The organism is Erythrobacter sp. NAP1 (genome assembly GCF_000152865.1).
In the GTDB taxonomy this organism is placed as follows: Bacteria; Pseudomonadota; Alphaproteobacteria; order Sphingomonadales; family Sphingomonadaceae; genus Erythrobacter.
Genome location: NZ_CH672390.1, coordinates 638,218 through 658,173 on the forward strand (window position 1 = coordinate 638,218; position 19,956 = coordinate 658,173).

A 19,956-nucleotide genomic window follows, 5' to 3' on the forward strand; every position below is an offset into this window, starting at 1 on the left:
GCCTTGCTTTCACCTCTCTTATGAACTGAGAGGGGTGATCGTTCCATGAGCTCGCTGGACCGTTCATGAGCTGCGATAGCTCGTTATTTCAATGATTTAACTCTCGATTCCGGCGAGAAATGCGGCGACATTGTGCCCGAGCGCGTCAATCCGGTAGCCGCCTTCCATGACTATGACCGCCGGGAGATCGGCCTGCGCAATACGCGCGCCGATCCGCTCCATGTCGGGTGTCGTAAGGCTGAAGTGTGAGATTGGGTCCTGCTCAAACGTGTCGGCGCCGTAGCTGACAACAAGGAACCTCGCCCCGAACTTAGCGATGGCCTCAAGTGCTCGATCCAGCGCTGCTTCGTAGGTCTCCCATGTGGTCCCGCGCGGCAGCGGCTGGTTGAAAGTCGTACCTTCGCCCGCGCCTTCTCCCGTTTCGTCACCATGGCCCCAGAAGTAGGGGTAATCGCTCGCCGGGTCGGCGTGGATCGAGGCGAAGAACACGTCTGCGTCCTTGTAAAAGATGTCCTGCGTCCCGTTGCCGTGGTGGTAATCGACATCGAGGATCGCAACCGGACCGAGACCGCGATCGACTGCGGCGCGCGCGACGATGGCCGCATTGTTGAGATAACAATAGCCGCCATAATAATCGCGGCCCGAATGGTGACCGGGAGGGCGGCAAAGCGCGAAGGCGTGGCGCGCGCGACCTGTTGCAACCGGTTCGAGTGCGCTCATCGCACTTTGTGCACCCCAATATGCCGCTTGCCATGTGCCGGAGGAAATTGGGGATGCGGCATCGAACCCGAAGGCGCCAAGCTTTGCGTCGATCCGGTCGAGCGACAGCCGCCTGCGACCGCACACCGGGAAGGCATAGCCGATCGCGTCACCCTCGCGCCCCGCTGCGAGCCATTCGTCGTGTGCTGCTTTCAAGAAGGAGAGGTATTCGCTGTCATGCACTGCCTCGATCGGAGCCATGCCGTGGTCGCGCGGCGCTTCGCCCGTTCCGATGGAAGCGTGGATCGATGCGAGCCTTGCCGGGCTTTCGGCAAAGTCCATCCACTCGCCATTATTGAGCTCGCGCAAGGGAGCATGGGCGGACTGGTGGTCGGAATAAAAAGTGAGCATGGATGCCTTTTGAGTGGTCGCTGGTGCGCGTAGGATGCGTTTGTCAGTAACCTTGCACGCATTGTCTGCGAAGGGGTCTTGCGAAGGAACACACATGATCTCAACGCGCCGCACCTTTCTTGCAGGTAGCCTTGCCACCTTGGCTGCCGCTCATCCCTTGATGGGGTGCGGACCGTTGCCATCGAGCACCAAGGTCCACGTGATGGGTGTGATCCATGGGCGGCATCGGCGCAGCGAGAGCTATTCGCTCGCGGTGTTGGAAGAGGCGATCCGCATTGCCGCGCCTGATGTGATCTTTACCGAGATACCGCCTGATCGCATCGATCAGGCGCGTTGCTCATTCGCCTCCACCGGCGAAGTCGATGAACCGCGCACTGAAGTTTTCCCCGAATACACAGACGTCGTTTTTCCGCTGAGCCGGGAGATGCCTTTTCGGCTATTCGGTTGCGCTGGCTGGACAAGGCAAATCGCAGATGACCGAGCCCAGGCGCTTGAGCGAATCCAGAACGATCCGGCGCGCGCGGAGCAATGGGCCGAGCACCGCGCGGCTCAGAGCGATTTTGCACAGGCCGTCGCCGGCCGTAGCGACGATCCGCGGTTCATTCACACCGAACATTTCGATCAACTTGTTGAAAAATCGCGCGAACCTTATCAGCGCTATTTCGATCAAGACCTCGGACCGGGTGGCTGGAGTCAGATCAACAGAGCGCACACCGACCTTATCAATGCTGCCCTCGACGAAATTTCCGGGGAAGGGCTCACAACGCTCATCATGTTTGGATCGGCGCATAAATATATGATCCGCCGCAGCATTTCCCAACGCGGTGACATTGCCTTGCTCGACACCGCCGATCTGTTTGCGTGACATACTCGCGGAAAACCATGGCGATCTTGACTTGCGCTTAATCGAACCGACCTTTAGGGCCATTCACGAGTTTAATACCCAGTCTCAAGAGGGATACACATGAGCGATACTGCCGACCGCGTGCAGAAAATTGTCGTCGAACATCTCGGCGTCGAAGGTGACAAGGTCACTCAGGATGCAAGCTTCATCGATGATCTTGGCGCAGACAGCCTCGACATCGTCGAGCTTGTGATGGCTTTCGAAGAAGAATTCGGCGTCGAAATTCCCGACGATGCAGCCGAGAAGATCTCGACCGTTGGCGATGCCACGAAATTCATCGAGGAAAACAAGGGCTAATCGCCCCGCAATATGCGCGTCGCATCACACATGAGGCGCGCAATTGACCAACAGGCCCGAGCCCTTTGTGAAGGGCCTTCGGGCCTGTAGTGTTTTGGACGTAAATTCGAATTTTGCCCTTGTGGGCTGTGGAGATACCTGATGCGCCGCGTTGTCGTAACCGGTCTTGGCCTTGTCACACCGCTTGGCGGTGATGTTGAAACCTCGTGGAAGAACTTGATCGCTGGCGAAAGCGGCGCGGGTCCGATCACGCGCTTCGACACCGAAGGCCAGAAATGCACGATTGCCTGCGAAGTCAAAGGCAAGGACCACCCGTGGGGCTTTGACGCAGACAAGCGCGTCGACAGCAAGGTTCAGCGGCAGGTGGACCCGTTCATCGTCTATGGCATCGATGCTGCCGGACAGGCGCTCGAAGATGCGGGCCTTACTGACCTTTCCGACGAGGAAAAGGAGCGCGTGGGCTGCTCGATCGGCGCAGGCATCGGCGGGCTTCCAGGTATCGAATATGAAAGCGTCAACCTGCACGAGCGCGGCCCTGGCCGGGTCAGCCCGCACTTTGTGCATGGCCGCCTGATCAATCTCGTCACCGGACAGGTGCAGATCAAATATGGTTTCATGGGCCCGAACCACGCGGTCGTGACCGCCTGTTCGACCGGCGCACACTCGATTGGTGATGCCGCGCGTATGATCGCGATGGATGATGCGGACGTGATGCTGGCCGGAGGTGCGGAGAGCACTATCAACCCGCTGGGCATCGCCGGATTTGCACAGGCCCGCGCACTTAACACCAATTTCAATGACCGCCCCAAGGAAGCAAGTCGCCCTTACGACAAGGACCGCGAAGGCTTCGTGATGGGCGAGGGTGCAGGCGTCGTAGTGCTTGAAGAATATGAGCGCGCCAAGGCACGCGGCGCAAAGATCTACGCCGAAGTCACCGGCTACGGCCTCTCAGGTGATGCTTACCACGTCACCGCACCGCACCCCGAAGGAAAGGGCGCAGAGCTCGCCATGAAGATGGCGCTGCGCAAGGCTGGCCTTGGTCCGGGCGACATCGACTACGTGAACGCGCATGGCACTAGCACGATGGCCGATACGATCGAACTCGCCGCAGTTAAGCGCGTGTTGGGCGATGACCTGAGCGGTGCTTCGATGAGCTCGACCAAGAGCGCTATTGGCCACCTTCTGGGCGGCGCTGGCGCGGTTGAGGCTGTGTTCTGCATTCTCGCGATGCGCGACGGGATCGTCCCGCCGACGCTCAACCTCGACAATCCGGACGAGGGGACCGAAGGCATCGACCTCGTACCGCACACGGCGAAGAAGCGCGAAGTGCGCGCGGTGCTCAACAACAGCTTCGGTTTCGGCGGCACCAACGCCTCGCTGATCATGCAGAAGGTCGACTGAGCCGGTGCGCAGGTTAGGGCTGCTCATCATCAGCCTGATCATGCTGGCAGGCGTCGGGCTGCTGCTCGCGCCGCAATTGCTTGGGCAAGCGCAGATCGAGGAGGAGACGCCTTTCATGATCCCGGCGGGCTCATCGCTCAGCGCCGTGGCCCAGGATCTGGAAGAGAAGCAACTTATCAGCTCGGCTGACGGGTTCCTGCTGTCGGCCCGGCTGTTCGGCTCGTCCGATCCCATCCAGGCGGGGGAGTTCGCTCTGACGCCCGGTATGAGCCAGCAGGACATTCTGACCGCGTTCCAGTCGGGCGACGTGATCCGGCGTTTTGTCACCATCCCAGAGGGCATGCCCTCGGTGCTGGTTTGGGAGCGCCTGATGGCCGAAGAATTGCTGACCGGCGAAATCGACGTGCCTGCCGAAGGCTCGATCCTGCCTGACACCTACGCCTTTGAGCGAGGACAGCCGCGCTCTGAATTGCTCGAGCAGATGCAGTCGGCGATGGACCTGTACCTTGCCGAGGCCTGGGCCGAGCGGGGCGAGAATATCGCCGTCGACACGATCCGCGAGGCGCTGATCCTGGCTTCAGTGGTTGAGAAGGAGACAGGCACTCCAGAAGAGCGCCGCACGGTGGCTGGCCTGTATTCCAACCGGATCGAAGTGGGCATGATGCTTCAGGCCGACCCAACGATTATCTACCCCATCACCAAGGGGAAGCCACTGGGCCGCCGCATCCGCCAGTCAGAGATTGCCGCCATCAACGGCTACAACACCTACACCCGCGTCGGCCTGCCCGAGGGTCCGATCACCAATCCGGGCCGTGAGAGCATTGCCGCAGTGCTTAACCCTGAGGACCACAATTACCTTTTCATGGTTGCCGACGGCACCGGCGGTCATGAGTTCAACGAAACGTTGGACGGTCACAACGAAGCGGTCGGACGCTGGTTCGAAATCCGCAGGCAGCGCGGCGAGATGAACTAGTCTTGGGCTCGCAGCCTTTCATCCTGACCGCTTCGATCCCTGAACCGGTTCGTGGCTGGGCAGAAGGACTAAGGCGCGCGCATTTTCCGCCAGAGCGAAACCATCTGCACGCACATGTGACGCTGTTCCACGCATTTGCGCCTTCCTTGCGCGAGGAATTGCTCGGCTTTCTGCCGCAGGTCACGGGAGAATTCGAGCCTCCCGAGGGGCGCATCACCGGTTTGCTCGATTTCGGCAAGGGCACGGCGATCAGGCTTGAAGCTCCGGGCCTCATCGCCGTTCGCAGGATCATCGCAGAGCATTTTCACGGCATGCTGACCGAGCAGGATCTGCACGAACCGCGGCCTCACATAACGATCCAGAACAAGGTGTCCAAAGAGGAGGCTAGGGCGCTGCAGGCTCGGTTGATCCCCCAGCTTGACCCCTGGATCGATCGTGGGTGGTTCACCTTTCCCGCGCTCGAATTGCACCTGTATGAGGGCGGCCCTTGGAAAGAGGTGAAGCGAATGCCATTTCGTGGACGCGAGCGCTTGTAGTATAGGCACTTAGTCCGCGTGATTGACTGCGCGAATCCGGACGCAGTGCGCCGGCGCATTTGGGGGGAAATTGATGGAAGAGGCGAGCACCTTAGCAGGCTGGGCCGCGGGCGCGGCGCTGGTCGCGGCGATGTTGCCGGGACAGGTGCGCACGATACGCATCATCGCGCTCGTCGCGGGTATTCTCGGCGTTGCACATTTCGCTCTCAAGGGAGAATTCAGCGTTGCGCTGCTGATCGCGGCGGCGTTTCTGCTGGTCAATGCGTTCCGGCTTTTCGCACTCTATCGGCGCGCTCGCAGCGGCGTGATGACCAGTGAAGAGCGCGAGCTGTTCGACCACGTCATGCAGATCGAAGATCCCGCTCGTCAAAACCGCCTCCGCGATCTCATGGTGTGGAGCGACATGGAAGTGGGTGAAGACCTGATCGTCCAGGGCCAACTCGACCCGCCGCTTATCTACATCGCCAGCGGCCGCGCTTCGATCGTACGCGATGGCGAGGCCGTGAATGAATGCGGAGCAGGGGAGTTTCTTGGCGAAATGAGCCACATCTCCGGCCATACCGCGAGCGCGACAGTCAAGGTGACGAAACCCATGCGCTGCGCCCGCATCGACCGCGATGCCCTCGCGCAATTGTCGAAGAGCTTGCCCGAGATCGGGCGCGCGGTCGACAACGCCTTCAACCGTTCGCTGGCAGTCAAGGTCATGCGCATGAACAGGGCCAACGCACCTGCAAATCAGGATGACGCCGAGCAATCGCAAACTTGAGGTTGACCGGGGCATGGGAGCGCCCTAAATGCGCCGCTCGCTTGAGGCATTAAGCCTCGCGAATCCCGGTTGCCAACCGACAATCGGGAGCCCCCAGGGCAAACTGGTGTGGCGGAGTAGCTCAGGTGGTTAGAGCAGCGGAATCATAATCCGCGTGTCGGGGGTTCGAGTCCCTCCTCCGCTACCATTCTCGAATCCGCATGGGTTCGCATTCTTCCGTATAAATCCGAAAAAAACAATGAAATCAAAACCATGTCGCTGATTCGCGTCCGCTTGCGTTCGCTTGCATGCGCTTGAAGCCGGATTTGGAGTGGGGGTATTTTGGGGGTACTTTCGGGGGGTACCGAAAAGGAGCGATACCCCCAATGGCTTTGAGTGAGATTCAGATCAAGAATGCGAAGGCGGCAGAACGACCCTACAAGCTTGCCGACGGTGAAGGGCTATTCCTCCTCGTAAAAGCGAACGGTTCGAAGCTCTGGCGCATGAAATACCGCTATCGCGGAAAGGAGAAGCTGCTTTCCTTTGGTGCTTATCCTGACGTCGGAATAGCGGCTGCGCGTGAGTTGAAGACGCTTGCAAGGGCTGCCTTGGCCGAAGGCAAGGATCCGATGGTCCACAAGCCTGGTCGAGATTTCGAGCCAGAGAAAACCTTCAAGGCTGTTGCTGAGATGTGGCACAAGAATCGAAAGAGCAGCCTTGATCCAGCTCATGCGAAGCGTGTCTGGTCTCGGATGGAACGGGACGTGTTTCCGGTATTGGGCGAAAGGATGATGCACGAGATCACCCCCCCTGAAGTTTTAGGCGTGATCCGCAATATTGAAGAACGGGGGGCTCTGGATATCAGTCGGCGTGCGAAGCAGAGCATTGGCCAAGTTTTCCAGTTCGCCATCGCGAGTGGGCTTTGCGATGCGGACCCCACGGCTCATCTTCGCGGCGCTCTGAAGCCGCGACCTCGCGTAAAGCATATGGCCAAACTGCCGCTCGCTCTGTTGCCAGAGCTCATAAACAAGCTGGATCAATACAATGAAGAAGGGGAGCGACGCTCCGAGATTACTCGCGCAGCGCTCACCTTCGCGCTTCTGACATGGGTCAGAACGAAGGAACTTCGTTTTGCCAAGAAGCACGAGTTCGAGGATCTAGAAGGAAACTCTCCGCTTTGGCGCATCGGGCCTGATCGAATGAAGATGCACCGTGAGCATATCGTACCATTGTCAATGCAAGCCGCTTCGCTCGCCAAGGACATGATCGCATGTTCTCAAAGTGACTATGTCTTTCCCGGCCAGAAGCGTGGAGTGCCGCTATCCGAAAACACCATGATCTATGGTTTGTATCGTCTGGGCTATCACGGTCGGCAGACTGTTCATGGCTTCAGAGGTCTTGCGAGCACATGGGCCAATGAACAGCTTGTCGAAGTCGGCCAACCGCCAATGTGGATCCGAAAGTACCATGAAGACTGGGTCGAGCTTCAACTGGCTCATAGCGAGGAGAACGAAGTTCGCGGGGCCTATAATGCCGCAGAGTATCTGGCGCCCCGTCGCGCGATGCTTCAAGATTGGGCGAACTTCCTCGATGCGATGCGCGGAAAAACAGGCAATGTTGCGATCTTGAGAGCTGCGTGATTTAGCGTGCTATGCCGGGACTTGGCCCAGCCACTCAACTCGAAGGCGGTCAAAGCCCACAACGACACCCTCGGCGGTGACCTCGAAACCGAAGTCATCGTTCGATGGTTCGTAGCCTTCCAGAACCCAGTGGTCGCCTGCATCTGTCACGATAGCTGCCCCACGCGGGAGATGCTCGAGCCGTCCGCTGATCCTTTTCCGATTCGTGTTCATAGTGCTCCGTATGCCATCCATCTTTGGATAACGCTCCTCACATATCCCGGCGTTTCCCGATTTCTTGGAATTCCACCAGCACGGGATACCGCGCCGGGTCCCGCATTGTAGGCCGCCAATGCGAGATGGATCGCACCAAACCGGTCGAGCATCTGCCTTAGATATCGCGCGCCACCGTCGATATTCTGAGCTGGGTCGTGCCGATTGGTTACTCCGAGTTCTCGTGCGGTTGCAGGCATAAGTTGCGCAAGTCCGGCAGCACCAGCCGGACTGATCGCCATTGGATTAAACCGAGATTCTTGCCAGACCAATGCTTGGAGCAAGCGAGGCGGCAATCGATACCTTGCTTCAGCTTGGCGGATGAGGGGTTCGTAGAGCGTCTCCTTGAAACTTCGGTTGGCGGCCGATGGGTACCCTCCTTCGGTCCCAATGACCGCCAGAGAAGGATCGTACATAACTTCATTGTCTACCGGCTTTTCGACCCTGCTCAGTCGATGATCAAAGACCCGGAACTCCTGCGCCTGAGCGATGGCGGGGATCGCAATTGCGAGCCCGCAACACACGCCAGTTACCCATTTTCGTCTCATTGCGTTCTCTCTTGTCTTGCCTGGACAGGTGGCAGAACATAAATGGAACATAAGGGTGTAGGAAAGCGCCATACGCGTCCGGTAAGAGGAAAGGGGGCAGTCTGCAGGGGCAATTGTGCGGCGATGGAGCCAGTATGTCCGTTTCGAACTCAACCCTATCCCGCCCCTCGCTAGAGGACACCGCTCGCAAGCTCTGCGAGAGCCGCGGCGGCAAGTGGTCAGGCACCAAGGGCATGGCCCGTTGTCCCGCGCATGGTGACCGCAACCCTTCGCTCGGCGTTACGCTTGGCCGGAGGGCTATCCTACTGCATTGTTTCGCCGGATGCGATCAGGCGAGCGTGCTCGCTGCCCTCGCTCGAGAAGGGATCGAGACCTCTGCGCTATTCTCAGGCTCCTCCGACGAGTTTCCGATCCAGCCGCGCTATTCCAGCCAGCCATCGGCTGCAGCACTCCGCATCTGGCGCGATGCTCGACCGTTGCACCGAAGTCCTGCCAAGGCCTACCTCGAAGGGCGCGGCATCCTCGCCACGTCCCATGCGCTGAAATTTCATCCGCGCACGCCGCTTGGACCGAAGGGTCGCGCACGCTTCCTGCCAGCGATGATCGCTGCGGTCAGCCTCGACGAGGGGCCGATTGCCGTTCACCGGACTTTCCTGTCGCAATGCGGCAATACGCAGGCATTGTTTGCGAAGCCGAAACGCGCACTGGGGTCTCTCGGCGAGGCGGCGGTACGTCTGTTCGAACCTGCCGAGGGAAGGCTCGGTCTCGCCGAAGGCATTGAAAGCGCGATGTCGGCCTATGCGCTCACTGGTATCCCGACGTGGGCAACGCTGGGCAATGGACGCTTCGGGCTGGTTGCCATTCCGGAGAGCGTGAGCGACCTTCATCTCTTCGTGGATCACGATTCTGGCGGCGACCTTGCAGCCGAGCGAGGGCGCGATGCCTATCTCCGTGAAGGGCGAAACATCCAAGTCCGACAGCCCAAATCGCGCGGGACCGACTGGAACGATGAACTCCAGTCATGGCTGCGCCGAAAGGCGTGTCGCTAAGAGGAGAGAGAGCTTCTCGAATTCCTGACCCGGCAGAGGGCGCATGTCCCGATGCCTCAACCAGGAGGACGACAAGCCATGTTTCAGTCAGACTTTTTTCCAGACCGCGAGACATCGAGCACAATTCCGCTCGCTTTCGCAATCGGCGAACAAATTTCCCGACGACTTGCGGATGGATGCCACCTCACCCGACCTGACATTGTCGAGTTCTTCGCCGCTCAAACCGGCGTACAGGACTGGGGCAGTGCGTGGACCATCGACGACTATAACAACGCGGTCGAGATTGGAGCCTTGCTCTGGCTTCGCGAGTTCTCACGGATCGACCTCGATACTGGTTTCCACGAGGCCGCAGCGCGGTTCGATTGGCTCGAGGCAGCCTTGCCGCCCCGCCACGTGCGCAGCGAGAGCCAGGTCGAGCTGCAGCAATTCTCGACGCCGCCGATCCTTGGATGGCTGATGGCCAAGGCCGCGTCCCTTGGCACGCGCGATCACATTCTCGAACCGTCAGCCGGGAATGGCGCGCTTGCTCTTTGGGGTGACGTCCGAGATTGCTCGTTGACGCTGAACGAGATTGATCGCGTGCGCCGCGATGCGCTCGCGCATCTCTTCCCTCGTGCCCGTCTATTCGGACATGATGGCGAGCTGATCGCCGAACTCACCAATGGTCCAAGCCCCAGCGTTATCCTGATGAACCCTCCCTTCGCCCGAAGCAGCGAGCGGGGCGTGGATGGCCGCACGGCGACGCGTCACTTGCGCAGTGCGCTGCGTATTTGCGCTGTGGGAGGTCGCCTCCTCGCCATTCTCCCGGACGGCTTTGATGCCGTGGCCTTTGTCGAAGACCAGGAACAGGCCTCGCTGCTGATCAACGTCCGGCTATCGGGCGCATTCTCACGAAGCGGAACCGGGATCGCTGTCAGAATGGTCGTGATCGAGAAAGCGAATCTTCAGGGTAATTCCACGATGTCGGGAGAGTTCGCCGATCTCACCGAACTGAATTCCTGCCTGGCGCATTTGCCCGATCGCGCGCCTTTGCAGGCCAACGTTCATCGCCTTCTGGTACGTTCGGTTGCGACCTCGGTAAGCGGCGCTGCTTCGCGCAAGCCGGTTGCTCCTTTCCTGGCTGCAGCCGCCCAGAAAAGCGCGGCAGTCGCGCTCAACTATGAAGCCCTGGCAGAGCCTGCACCCGTTCCCGAGCAGGCGGGCATCTATCTGCCTTACCGACCGAGCCGCGTCATCATGGAGGATGCACCTGTTCACCCGACGCCGCTCGTAGAATCGATCGCGATGGGCTCGGTCGCGGCACCAGTAGCGAAAGCACGCCCTTTGCTTCCCATGAACTGGCAGGAGGGCAAACTGCTCTCGGCCGCACAGTGCGAAACACTGGTCTACGCTTGCGAGGCATTCACCCGCGACCTTCCCGGGCAATTCCGTCCAAGCCAAAAAGGAACGACGGTCGAACTCGCGGAGGACGGTCACTCCTACCGGCAAGGCTTTTTCCTCGGTGATGGTACGGGCGCAGGCAAGGGTCGCCAAATCGCGGGCGTCATGATGGATCGCTGGCTCTCGGGCCAACGCCGTCACATCTGGATCACCAAGAACGAGGCACTGCTCGAAGACGCGCGCCGCGACTGGGAGGCGCTTGGCGGGCTCCCGCTCGACATCCAGCCGCTCTCCCGATGGAATCTCGGAAGTCCTGTGACAATGGCGGAGGGTATCCTGTTTGTAACCTATCCAACGCTTCGCTCGGGACGCGCCGAGGACACAAGGCTCGATCAGATCCTCGACTGGGCCGCCGAGCAATTCGAGGGCGTGATTGCCTTCGACGAAGCGCATTCCATGGCTAATGCGCTCGGCTCTTCCTCGACCCGCGGCAATGTCAAAGGATCGGAGCAAGGGATGGCAGGTCTCAGGCTTCAGAACCATCTGCCGCGAGCACGTGTTCTGTACGCTTCCGCTACCGGCGCGTCTGACATTGCCAACCTCGGCTACACAGCCCGCCTTGGACTGTGGGGGCCAGAAACCGCGTTCCCAACGCATCAGGCATTCATGACCGAGATCCGCGCCGGCGGCGTCGCGGCGATGGAACTCGTCGCCCGCGATCTCAAGGCACAGGGGCTCTACCTTGCCCGTGCGTTGTCCTTTGCCGGGGTCGAATACGAGATCCTCGAACATCAGCTCACGCAGGCGCAGGTGCGGATCTACGATGCCTACGCCGATGCCTGGGCGATCATCCACCGCAATCTCGACCAAGCACTCGAAGCCACAAGGGTGGTCGATGAGGACAGCGGCGATACGCTCAATCGCAACGCCAAGGCAGCGGCGCTCTCGATATTCGAAGGCACCAAGCAGCGCTTCTTTGGGCAGCTTCTGCTCTCGATGAAACTGCCGAGCCTGATCCCGGCAATGGAAGAGGCGCTCGGCGATGATCATTCGGTGGTGGTGCAGCTGGTCTCGACCGCTGAGGCCATGCTTGACCGACGCCTGGCCGATCTCTCGGACGAGGAGCGAGAAGCGCTCGATATCGATCTCTCTCCGCGCGAATATGTCATCGACTATCTCGCGAAGAGCTTCCCGGTGCGCCTGATGCAGGTCTTCACTGACGAGGAAGGCAATTTGCGATCCGAAGCGATGAGCGACGATCACGGCAATCCCGTTCTCTGCTCGCGTGCCATCGCTGCGCGCGACGCGCTGATCGAACAGCTTTGCGCCCTTCCGCCAATCGCCACTGCACTCGATGCCATCATCGAGCACTTCGGGACCGAGGCTGTGGCCGAGGTCACAGGCCGCACGCGCAGGTTGGTCTTGGGACGCGACGGTCAGCAGCGGCTTGAACGTCGAAGCGCAAGCGCCAACGTCGCTGAAGCACAGTGCTTCATGGACGGGACGAAGCGTATTCTGATTTTCTCGGACGCGGGGGGTACGGGCCGATCCTATCACGCCGATCTCGATGCGCAGAACCAGCAGCGCCGCGTCCATTTTCTCCTCGAACCGGGCTGGCGCGCGGACAATGCAATCCAGGGTCTTGGCCGGACAAACCGTACTAACCAGGCTTCTGCGCCGCTGTTCCGCCCGGTCACGACCGATGTGAAGGGCGAACGCCGCTTCATCTCGACAATCGCGCGAAGGCTCGACGCATTGGGCGCTCTCACACGCGGCCAGCGTCAGACAGGGGGACAGAACCTGTTCGACCCTGCCGACAATCTCGAAAGCGATTATGCGAAGGACGCGCTCTCGCGCTGGTTCCACCTGCTTTACGATGGAAAACTCGAGGCGGTTGGTTTCGGGGACTTCGTCGAGCTAACAGGCCTCAAGCTCGAGAACCCCGATGGCGGCCTGAGCGATAACCTTCCCACGATCCAACGCTGGCTCAATCGCATACTTGCGCTCCCGATCGCACTGCAGAACGCCATCTTCGAGGAATATCTCGGACTTGTGGAAGCGCGCATCGAGGCCGCACGCGAGGCTGGCACGCTCGATCTGGGTTTGGAGACGGTCCGCGCCGACAGCTTTACGGTGCTGTCTGATGAAGTTCTCCGCACAGATCCTGTTTCGGGCGCCGAAACCCGCCTGGTTTCGCTCGAAGTGAAACGCCAATTGCGCCCGCTGCGCTTCAAACGTCTCGTCAGGATGCACGAGATCGGATCCCCCCAGGCCATTCCCCTGCGCAATGCGCGCTCGGGCAAGGTGGCCCTGTCAGTTCCGGCGCGGCGCCTCATTGCCGATGACGGCGCGGTGATCGAACGCCGTCGCCTTCTCCGACCGCTTAAATCCGCCAACTGGACGCTCGACGCGCTCGGTGAAAGCTTGTGGGAAGAGGTCGGCGTAACCGAGTTCTCCAAGCTCTGGACACAAGAAGAAAGCGCCGCAGCGGCCTCGCCGGTGACCGAACGAGCGCATCTGGCGACGGGGCTATTACTCCCGGTCTGGAAGCGGCTGCCTGGCGAGCATGTCCGGGTGACGCGACTTGTCGCCGAGGATGGCAGATCGATCATCGGGCGCGAAGTCCTCGATATCGACTTGGCCAAGATTGCCGAGACGTTCGGCTTGAAGGGTGTGTCCGGCCCGGCTCCAGCCGAACTCGGGAAACTTGTCCTCTCGAGCGGAACGCCCCAGCCGCTTGCCAGTCATGATGCACTGACCGTTAAGCGCTCTTTGGTCGGCGGCGAGCAACGACTTGAGCTCACTGGGTATGCGCCTGAGCGCCTCGACTGGTATAAGACCAAGGGCTGTTTCACCGAGATCATCCGCTACCGCACGCGCCTTTTCGTCCCCGTGTCGAAGGCATCCTCTGTTCTCCCAGCCATTGCGGCCTGAAGGGCAAATCCATGACCAAGCGTGAGAGAGGGGAGGGAGCCGGTGGCTTGTCGGGCCATGCACCGTCGCGTGGCTTTTCAATCCATCAGGAGACAATCCATGATCCAGTCTATTCCTTTGAAAAAGCTCGTCCCAAGCCCGCGGAATGTTCGCAAGTCGAGCGACGTACTTGCCGACCTGCAGCTGCGGGCGGACATTGCCGCCCGCGGACTCTTGCAGAACCTCGTCGTGCGAAAAGCAAAGCGCGGCAAGTTCGAAGTCGAGGCCGGTGGTCGCCGTCTGGCTCAGCTCCAGGCGCTGGCCGAGGAGGGCTCTCTTCCCAAGAATCACGAAGTCACTTGTCTCGTCATCGAAGGCGAGGAAAGCGAAGTACGCGAAGCAAGCCTCGCCGAGAACTTCCAGCGCCTCGCAATGAACCCGGCCGACGAGGCACAGGCTTTTGCTGCGATCATCGAGGCGGGAGCCAGTACCGAAGACGTTGCCCGCCGGTTCGGTCTCACGGCCCGCTTTGTCGAGGGTCGTCTGCGTCTGGCAGGCCTCGCACCTTGTGTCTTTGAAGCGCTCGCCGAAGGCGCAATCACGCTCGACATGGCCAAGGCCTATGGGGCAATCTCAGACATCGATCGTCAGGCGCACGTCTTTGCCGAACTGAAGGATGCCTGGTACCAGGTCACGCCAGACACAATCCGGCGCATGGTGCTTGATGCCACTGTTCGTGGCTCCGATCCGCGCGCGGTTCTGGTCGGGCGCGATGCCTACCTTGCTGCAGGCGGCCGGATCGAACGCGAACTGTTCGACGACGAAGCCAGCGAGAGCTGGATCGATGTCGCGCTTCTCGAAGACCTTGCCCAGAAAGCGATGGATGATGCTGCGAAGAAGGTCGCGGAAGAACACGGTCTTGCCTGGGTGCGACCCACGCTTGGCAACTATGTCAGCCACGATCTCATCGAGGGCCTCAATCGGCTCCCATGCGAACCGGCTCCGCTAACCGAAGACGAGGCTCGTGAGCTCAGCGACCTTGAAGCCGACTACGATCGGACGGCCGCCATCCTTGAGGATGAGGACAGCGACGAAAGCGAGATCGCCAAGGCGGAAGAGGAACTGGTCTCGATCGACCGCGCGATGCGCGATCTCAACGATCGTCCGCCGGTGCTTGCCGACGAGCTGAAGTCGGAGGCTGGAGCGTTCCTCGTGCTCTCTCGCAATGGCGAACCGGCATTGGTGCCGCAATTCTACACCGAAGTTGAAGTCGTCAACGCTGACGACGGAGCAGTCGAACCGGTGGATGCTGGCGCTGATACCAAGCGCAAGAGCGGTGCGCTTTCGCAGCGACTGCTCGACGAGCTCGCGATGCAGCGCCGCGATATCCTGGCGATCCACTTGGCCAATGATCCTGCGCTTGCGCTCGACTTCATGGTCTTCACGCTCGCCGATGCCGATGGGCATGACTGGCGCGCGAAGAAGGCATCGACGCTGGTCGGCTCGGTAGCATCGGGACCGGTGGTCGGCTTCGAGGCGAAGGACGCCCCAGCAAGCGCTGCGCTCGCCGAATTTGTCGCTTCGCTCGACGAAAGCTGGCGCGCCGGCGAGACCGATGTCGAACGGTTCGAACGCTTCCGCGCATTGAGCGATGAAGCACGTTCGGCCTGGCTCGGTCATGTCGTATCCCGCACGCTGGTCGCGAGCCTTGCGTGTGAAGGCGATCGCTCGGCGCCGCTGCATGAAATCCTCGGGTCGCTGCTCGAGATCGAGACCGCGCACTGGTGGCGGCCGACGGCGGCGAACTTATTCGATCGTGTGGCCAAGGCGCGTACACTCGAAGCGCTCGATGCAGCAGGCGGCCCCGAACTCGTCAGTCGCTATGCAGGTTCGAAGAAAGCAGAGTTGGCGAGCGCAGCCGAGCGCATCTTCTCCGGCAATTTCATCGGCGAGGCGGATGTGAAAACGCGAGCGGGAGCGTGGGTGCCCGAGATCATGCGCTTCGGTCCGCCTGAGGAGCCGGTCGAGGATGAAACAGTGGACCCGGCCGAGGACGAGACCGCGAACGAAATTGCCGAGCCGGCTGCCTGACCCCTCCTGACAGGTCCAGGTTACTCGGCGGGCGGTCCGTCCCTCTCGGGACGGGCCGCCTTTTTCATGTCCAGGTCTGGGCCGGTTGCTGACAGTCCGCTCCCAGGCGACTGCGCAGCAGAAGCAGACGGCAGTCTGCTTGATCGAGACCACCCGCTCGTGTTCGCTTTGAAAAGGTTCTTGGTGGAGAGGGTCTCGTTTCTATTTCGCTGTGAACAGAAACCTGAGCTTACGCCGGTCTTCGCCAATACTTCCCTGCTATGCGTTCGGCGATAAAGCTGCCAGCAACTACCCCAAACGTGACCCAGATGATGACGCTTGGACCGTGTTTCCCGAAATCAGCCAAGCCGAATGCCACCATGGCAAGAAGCGCAGCACCAATCAAAAATGCTGGCCCTGCGATCATGCAGTGAAGCCGACGGCAACGCAAAGCGTTTAACGAGCACGCCGCCCCCATCCATAGGAACAGCACCGCCGCGATTTCCACCCTCTCGTTCGGTTGCAGAAGTTCTGCGGTAAAGTTTAGGCCGATTAGCGCCGCAAACGGCACGCCCCAGATTAGGATGCGGTGCAGACGGTTGGCGGCCAAGTCACGCTTGTTGGTGGCTTCCGCGTTGCTCATCCCAACATATACCCTGCATCGGAGGCCGCCGTCGGATAAGCGAACATGGTAGATTTGATGTCGTCCGCGTTTAGCCCATGGCGCATGGCCAAGCCGAAGATATTGACGAGCTCGTCGGCGTCAGGGCCGACCAAGTGGGCTCCAAGGATGCGTCCCGTTCCGTTCTCGACCAGCAGCTTGTGGCCGTAGATCTCTTCGTTCAGCCGCCTCGCCGAGAACCAACCAGGGTGCGAGCCAGCATGCACCGTGAAATCCAGCCCTGCCTCACGCGCCTCGCTTTCCAGCATTCCGACCCTGGCCGCCGGCGGCTCCGTGAAAAGTGCACTTGGCACCCCTCGATAGTTCGGAGTTCGACCGGTATCATCGAGTATGTTTTCTACCACGACCTTGGCATCGTTACTGGAGACTGGAGTCAGTGGCGGGCCATTTGCAGCAGCGTCACCTGCCGCGAAGACCTTGGGGTTACTTTGGCTCCGTAGCTGGGCGGTAAGTGCCAAGCGACCCGCGTCACAGGCGACGTCTCCCGCCTCCAGATCGAGCGAGCCGATCGCAGGGATTCTTCCGGCAGCGTGCACCACCAGGCTCCCTTCGATCCTGCGGTCGCCAGCATGGACGGTCAGCACGTTGCCTTTCTTCGTTACGCGGTCCACTTCAGCGTCCACAATTTCGATGCCGAGATCATCGAAACTTGGCATGAGCCAATCGACCGTGTCAGGGTCGAAGGCTTTCAGAATGCGGCCTCGTTGGAAGATTGTGACCTTTGCACCGGCGCGCGCGGCGAGGTGGGCAAATTCTGCGGCAATGTATCCGCCGCCGACGAATACGATCCGATCTGGAAGGGTTTTGTGTTCTAGGAATGCATCGCTGTGAATCAGCAATTCCTCACCTTCGATCCCAAGCGGCCGAGGCTCTGCTCCCGTTGCGATAAGAGCGTGCGAGAAACTCAGTTCCCGGTCGCCTATCACGATCCTGTCGGGGCCAGCAAAGCGTGCCGCGCCGTGAAAAGTCGCGACGCCCTTACGCTCGTAGCGAGCTTCCTGCTTTTCAGGGACGGGGTCGGTAAAGCTGCGCTTGAATGCCTGGAGGTCGGCCCAATCAATTGAAACCGAGCCCTTGATGCCCTTCCCCTTCATTCGCCTGTATGCCGCGAGCGCTTCCTCTCCGCTCACCATCATCTTTTTCGGGTCGCACCCTCGAAGCGCACATGTGCCACCGTAAGGCCGATAATCGATAACCGCGCAGCGCTTCCCGGCGTTGGCCATCTGGTGGACCGCGACCTGCGCAGCAGTTCCCGATCCGATGGCGACGAAATCGAAAGCCTCAGCCATGGCAGCAATCCCCTTCCTGTATTGGGGGGCAGGGAACGGTGCCGTACGAGCAGAACACGCAGCAATCGCCTTGGAGCGGCTGAAGGCGAACGCCGCAACCCGCGCAGTTATGGAAGAACAGGCAAGCGTTGGTCGGCATTTCCATGTCCTCCTCATGACCGCATTCGGGACAGCGCAAGCGCGAGATCAGGATCGGATCAGCCATAGAGGAAGGCACCTGTCAGCAGCGCCGCACCGATGGCAATTCCTATGGCGGTCAGCGCTCGATAAGTCGATGATCCGCATGCACTGTCCGCCGGGCATGTTCGTGCCTGCCGAAACTGCCAGAGCAAACGGAGGGTCGCAGCGAGAAGAAGAGCCGACGCCAGGGTCAGCAACGGGACGCGATAGGGGGCCAGGACCGGCGAGATGCTGCCAAGCCACGCCGAGCCCACACCCACCGACGCGAGCATCAAGGGCAGTGCACAGCATGCAGCTGCCCCGAAGGCTGCAAAGATACCCCCGCCCGTCGCCAATCCGTTCCACCATGTGCTGATGCCGCGCATCGATCGTCCTTTTGCAAACCTCGATTCGCATACCTATTTACAGTCTGTAGCAACTACAGACTCAAGAGGTTGGCTTTGAAAATTGGCGAAGTGGCGAAGCGGACCGGGTGTAACATCGAGACAATCCGGTATTACGAACGGATAGGCGTTATCGATGCTCCGCCGAGAAGGGGCGCCTACCGCGACTATGGTCCTCACGACACGGAGCGCCTCCGCTTCATTCGGCGCGCGCGCGAACTCGGATTTTCCCTCGAAGAGGTGCGGGCATTGCTTGACTTAACGCCAGGTCAGGAAGTGCGTTGCGATGAGGTGCAATCGATCGCCGAACAGCACCTCGCAAACATCCGTGCGAAGCGGGCCGACCTTGAGCGTATGGAGAACGCTCTCGCTAAACTGATCGAGCAATGTGGCACCACGAGCAATGATCGGTGCCCGGTATTGGAAAGCCTCGCGGGCGAAGGCTAGCCCAGCGAATTCAAGCTACAGACCAACGGGTTTCCACCCAGCACTCAAAATTGGCGCAGCCTGCCGGATCAGAAAAGCAATCGGTCCGCTTTCGGGCACCTTGCAATGTGCGGCCTACGACCAGAATTGGGGCGCAAAGCCGACATCGAAGCTAAGAGGAGAGTGAGCTTCCTGATTCCTGAACCCGGACACGTCCGTTCCGGTGATCAGGAGACGATCGATGACCAAGTCCCGCCGCACCGCTTCAGTTTCTCCAGCCGGACGCATCACTGCCGCCATCATTGAAAAGCTCGAAGAGGGCACCAAGCCCTGGGTCAAGCCGTGGCGTGGCTTGCCGGTTTCGCGCCCCTTGCGTTGCTGCGGGACGCCCTATCGCGGCATGAACACCTTTTGGTTGTGTATGGTGGCCGATGCCTGCGGATACACCTCTCCCTACTGGATGACATACCGCCAGAGTCAGAAGCTCGGTGGTCAGGTCCGCAAAGGCGAGAAGTCGACCATCGCGATCTTCTACAAGAGCTACACAAAGGAAGTTGAAACCGCTGACGGCGGGCAGGACACGGAGAACCGTCGCGTGCTGAAGGCCTATTCGGTATTCAACGCCGACCAGTGCGATGGCCTTTCCGAATTCTACCATCCCAAGCCTCTGGTTGCCGCGCTTGAGCCCGAAGGCCGCGAAGAGCGGCTCGATGCCTTCTTCGCCCGGATCGAGGCAAACCTGCGGCATCACGGCGCGCAAGCATACTACGAGCCGCTGCGCGACCGCGTCACCATGCCGCCTGTTGAACTCTTCGAAGCCTATGACCACTACTATGCGACACTCGCGCATGAGCTGTCGCACTGGACGGGGCATTCCTCGCGGCTCGATCGCGATCTCAAGAACCGCTTCGGCAGCGAAGCCTATGCTGCCGAAGAACTGATCGCCGAGTTATCGTCAGCCATTCTGGGTGCCGAACTAGGGCTACCGGTCACCCACCTCGACCATCACGCCAGCTACATCGCGTCCTGGCTCAAAATCCTCAAATCGGACGAGCGCGCGATCCTGACCGCCGCAGCAAAGGCGGAGGAGGCAGCCACCTTGCTGCTCGAGCTGGGTGGACTCCAGACTTGTGAAGGCGAGACCGATATCGATCTTGCTAGTGCAGCCTGAGGAGCTG

The 19,956-nt window shown here is 60.3% G+C and carries 18 protein-coding genes, 1 tRNA gene and 1 pseudogene; 13 read left to right on the top strand and 7 right to left on the bottom strand.

All coding sequences use genetic code 11. The features are described from left to right. Positions 1 to 96: 96 nt before the first annotated feature. Positions 97 to 1,110, bottom strand: a complete 1,014-nt coding sequence (locus NAP1_RS02940) for a histone deacetylase family protein (RefSeq protein ID WP_040464677.1) — start codon at positions 1,108 to 1,110, stop codon at positions 97 to 99. Positions 1,111 to 1,204: 94 nt separating this feature from the next. Here NAP1_RS02940 and NAP1_RS02945 point away from each other — a divergent pair, with 94 nt between their 5' ends. The 8 genes from NAP1_RS02945 (at position 1,205) to NAP1_RS02980 (ending at position 7,606) form a co-directional block, all read left to right on the top strand. After that, positions 1,205 to 1,975 (top strand): hypothetical protein, encoded by a 771-nt coding sequence (locus NAP1_RS02945; RefSeq protein ID WP_007163732.1) that lies wholly within the window; start codon positions 1,205 to 1,207, stop codon positions 1,973 to 1,975. Positions 1,976 to 2,074: 99 nt separating this feature from the next. Then, positions 2,075 to 2,311 carry an acyl carrier protein gene (locus NAP1_RS02950; protein ID WP_007163734.1) on the top strand — a complete coding sequence of 79 codons (237 nt, stop codon included), beginning with the start codon at positions 2,075 to 2,077 and terminating at the stop codon, positions 2,309 to 2,311. A gap of 141 nt (positions 2,312 to 2,452) precedes the next feature. Next, a complete protein-coding gene (fabF, locus tag NAP1_RS02955; protein ID WP_007163735.1) occupies positions 2,453 to 3,712 on the top strand; it encodes a beta-ketoacyl-ACP synthase II in 1,260 nt (419 codons plus the stop codon). A 4-nt stretch (positions 3,713 to 3,716) separates the two neighbouring features. Continuing rightward, entirely contained in the window at positions 3,717 to 4,685 is a 969-nt protein-coding gene (gene mltG, locus NAP1_RS02960) for an endolytic transglycosylase MltG (protein WP_007163736.1), read from the top strand. 2 nt (positions 4,686 to 4,687) lie between these two features. Then, positions 4,688 to 5,221: a 2'-5' RNA ligase family protein gene (locus NAP1_RS02965; protein WP_007163737.1), complete on the top strand. Its 534-nt coding sequence runs from the start codon at positions 4,688 to 4,690 to the stop codon at positions 5,219 to 5,221. Between the two features lie 73 nt (positions 5,222 to 5,294). Continuing rightward, the gene (locus NAP1_RS02970; protein WP_007163738.1) at positions 5,295 to 5,987 is read left to right on the top strand and encodes a cyclic nucleotide-binding domain-containing protein; all 693 of its coding nucleotides are present in this window, start codon (positions 5,295 to 5,297) and stop codon (positions 5,985 to 5,987) included. 110 nt (positions 5,988 to 6,097) lie between these two features. After that, positions 6,098 to 6,174, top strand: a tRNA-Met gene (locus NAP1_RS02975). Positions 6,175 to 6,352: 178 nt separating this feature from the next. Continuing rightward, the gene (locus NAP1_RS02980; RefSeq protein ID WP_007163739.1) at positions 6,353 to 7,606 is read left to right on the top strand and encodes an integrase arm-type DNA-binding domain-containing protein; all 1,254 of its coding nucleotides are present in this window, start codon (positions 6,353 to 6,355) and stop codon (positions 7,604 to 7,606) included. 9 nt (positions 7,607 to 7,615) lie between these two features. On the opposite strand, the gene NAP1_RS02985 is transcribed toward NAP1_RS02980, so the two are convergent. Together NAP1_RS02985 and NAP1_RS16220 are read right to left on the bottom strand one after the other, a co-directional pair. After that, positions 7,616 to 7,819: a DUF5818 domain-containing protein gene (locus tag NAP1_RS02985; RefSeq protein ID WP_007163740.1), complete on the bottom strand. Its 204-nt coding sequence runs from the start codon at positions 7,817 to 7,819 to the stop codon at positions 7,616 to 7,618. Further along, on the bottom strand, positions 7,816 to 8,457 hold the full coding sequence (locus NAP1_RS16220) for a transglycosylase SLT domain-containing protein (RefSeq protein ID WP_371170560.1): 642 nt from the start codon (positions 8,455 to 8,457) through the stop codon (positions 7,816 to 7,818). Before NAP1_RS16220 ends, NAP1_RS02985 begins: the two co-directional genes overlap by 4 nt. 83 nt (positions 8,458 to 8,540) lie before the next feature. On the opposite strand from NAP1_RS16220, the gene NAP1_RS02990 reads away from it, so the two are divergent. The 3 genes and pseudogenes from NAP1_RS02990 to NAP1_RS16755 all read left to right on the top strand — a co-directional run. Then, entirely contained in the window at positions 8,541 to 9,455 is a 915-nt protein-coding gene (locus NAP1_RS02990; protein ID WP_007163742.1) for a toprim domain-containing protein, read from the top strand. Positions 9,456 to 9,533: 78 nt separating this feature from the next. Beyond that, positions 9,534 to 13,769 carry a strawberry notch family protein gene (locus tag NAP1_RS02995; protein WP_007163743.1) on the top strand — a complete coding sequence of 1,412 codons (4,236 nt, stop codon included), beginning with the start codon at positions 9,534 to 9,536 and terminating at the stop codon, positions 13,767 to 13,769. 99 nt (positions 13,770 to 13,868) lie between these two features. Then, positions 13,869 to 14,153, top strand: a pseudogene (locus tag NAP1_RS16755) (ParB/Srx family N-terminal domain-containing protein); the annotation flags it as partial. Between the two features lie 1,915 nt (positions 14,154 to 16,068). On the opposite strand, the gene NAP1_RS03005 reads toward NAP1_RS16755, so the two are convergent. Genes NAP1_RS03005 through NAP1_RS03015 form a run of 4 tightly spaced genes read right to left on the bottom strand, consistent with a single transcriptional unit; the run spans position 16,069 to position 18,334 of the window. Continuing rightward, on the bottom strand, positions 16,069 to 16,461 hold the full coding sequence (locus tag NAP1_RS03005) for a hypothetical protein (RefSeq protein WP_007163745.1): 393 nt from the start codon (positions 16,459 to 16,461) through the stop codon (positions 16,069 to 16,071). Further along, entirely contained in the window at positions 16,458 to 17,789 is a 1,332-nt protein-coding gene (locus NAP1_RS03010; RefSeq protein WP_007163746.1) for an NAD(P)/FAD-dependent oxidoreductase, read from the bottom strand. The genes NAP1_RS03005 and NAP1_RS03010 overlap by 4 nt, the downstream gene beginning before the upstream one ends. Further along, entirely contained in the window at positions 17,782 to 17,994 is a 213-nt protein-coding gene (locus tag NAP1_RS16730) for a GDCCVxC domain-containing (seleno)protein (RefSeq protein WP_081432306.1), read from the bottom strand. The genes NAP1_RS03010 and NAP1_RS16730 overlap by 8 nt, the downstream gene beginning before the upstream one ends. Then, positions 17,987 to 18,334 (bottom strand): mercuric transporter MerT family protein, encoded by a 348-nt coding sequence (locus NAP1_RS03015; RefSeq protein ID WP_007163747.1) that lies wholly within the window; start codon positions 18,332 to 18,334, stop codon positions 17,987 to 17,989. The genes NAP1_RS16730 and NAP1_RS03015 overlap by 8 nt, the downstream gene beginning before the upstream one ends. A 75-nt stretch (positions 18,335 to 18,409) precedes the next feature. On the opposite strand from NAP1_RS03015, the gene NAP1_RS03020 reads away from it, so the two are divergent. Beyond that, positions 18,410 to 18,799: a helix-turn-helix domain-containing protein gene (locus NAP1_RS03020; RefSeq protein WP_007163748.1), complete on the top strand. Its 390-nt coding sequence runs from the start codon at positions 18,410 to 18,412 to the stop codon at positions 18,797 to 18,799. 220 nt (positions 18,800 to 19,019) lie between these two features. Then, a complete protein-coding gene (locus tag NAP1_RS03025; RefSeq protein WP_007163749.1) occupies positions 19,020 to 19,949 on the top strand; it encodes an ArdC family protein in 930 nt (309 codons plus the stop codon). Positions 19,950 to 19,956 lie beyond the last annotated feature (7 nt).

Coding starts and splice junctions, on each gene's coding strand:
- NAP1_RS02940 (WP_040464677.1), bottom strand. CDS start 1,110: ATGCTCACTTTTTATTCCGACCACCAGTCCGCCCATGCTCCCTTGCGC.
- NAP1_RS02945 (WP_007163732.1), top strand. CDS start 1,205: ATGATCTCAACGCGCCGCACCTTTCTTGCAGGTAGCCTTGCCACCTTG.
- NAP1_RS02950 (WP_007163734.1), top strand. CDS start 2,075: ATGAGCGATACTGCCGACCGCGTGCAGAAAATTGTCGTCGAACATCTC.
- fabF (WP_007163735.1), top strand. CDS start 2,453: ATGCGCCGCGTTGTCGTAACCGGTCTTGGCCTTGTCACACCGCTTGGC.
- NAP1_RS02970 (WP_007163738.1), top strand. CDS start 5,295: ATGGAAGAGGCGAGCACCTTAGCAGGCTGGGCCGCGGGCGCGGCGCTG.
- NAP1_RS02980 (WP_007163739.1), top strand. CDS start 6,353: ATGGCTTTGAGTGAGATTCAGATCAAGAATGCGAAGGCGGCAGAACGA.
- NAP1_RS02985 (WP_007163740.1), bottom strand. CDS start 7,819: ATGAACACGAATCGGAAAAGGATCAGCGGACGGCTCGAGCATCTCCCG.
- NAP1_RS16220 (WP_371170560.1), bottom strand. CDS start 8,457: ATGTTCCATTTATGTTCTGCCACCTGTCCAGGCAAGACAAGAGAGAAC.
- NAP1_RS02990 (WP_007163742.1), top strand. CDS start 8,541: ATGTCCGTTTCGAACTCAACCCTATCCCGCCCCTCGCTAGAGGACACC.
- NAP1_RS02995 (WP_007163743.1), top strand. CDS start 9,534: ATGTTTCAGTCAGACTTTTTTCCAGACCGCGAGACATCGAGCACAATT.
- NAP1_RS03005 (WP_007163745.1), bottom strand. CDS start 16,461: ATGAGCAACGCGGAAGCCACCAACAAGCGTGACTTGGCCGCCAACCGT.
- NAP1_RS03010 (WP_007163746.1), bottom strand. CDS start 17,789: ATGGCTGAGGCTTTCGATTTCGTCGCCATCGGATCGGGAACTGCTGCG.
- NAP1_RS16730 (WP_081432306.1), bottom strand. CDS start 17,994: ATGGCTGATCCGATCCTGATCTCGCGCTTGCGCTGTCCCGAATGCGGT.
- NAP1_RS03015 (WP_007163747.1), bottom strand. CDS start 18,334: ATGCGCGGCATCAGCACATGGTGGAACGGATTGGCGACGGGCGGGGGT.
- NAP1_RS03025 (WP_007163749.1), top strand. CDS start 19,020: ATGACCAAGTCCCGCCGCACCGCTTCAGTTTCTCCAGCCGGACGCATC.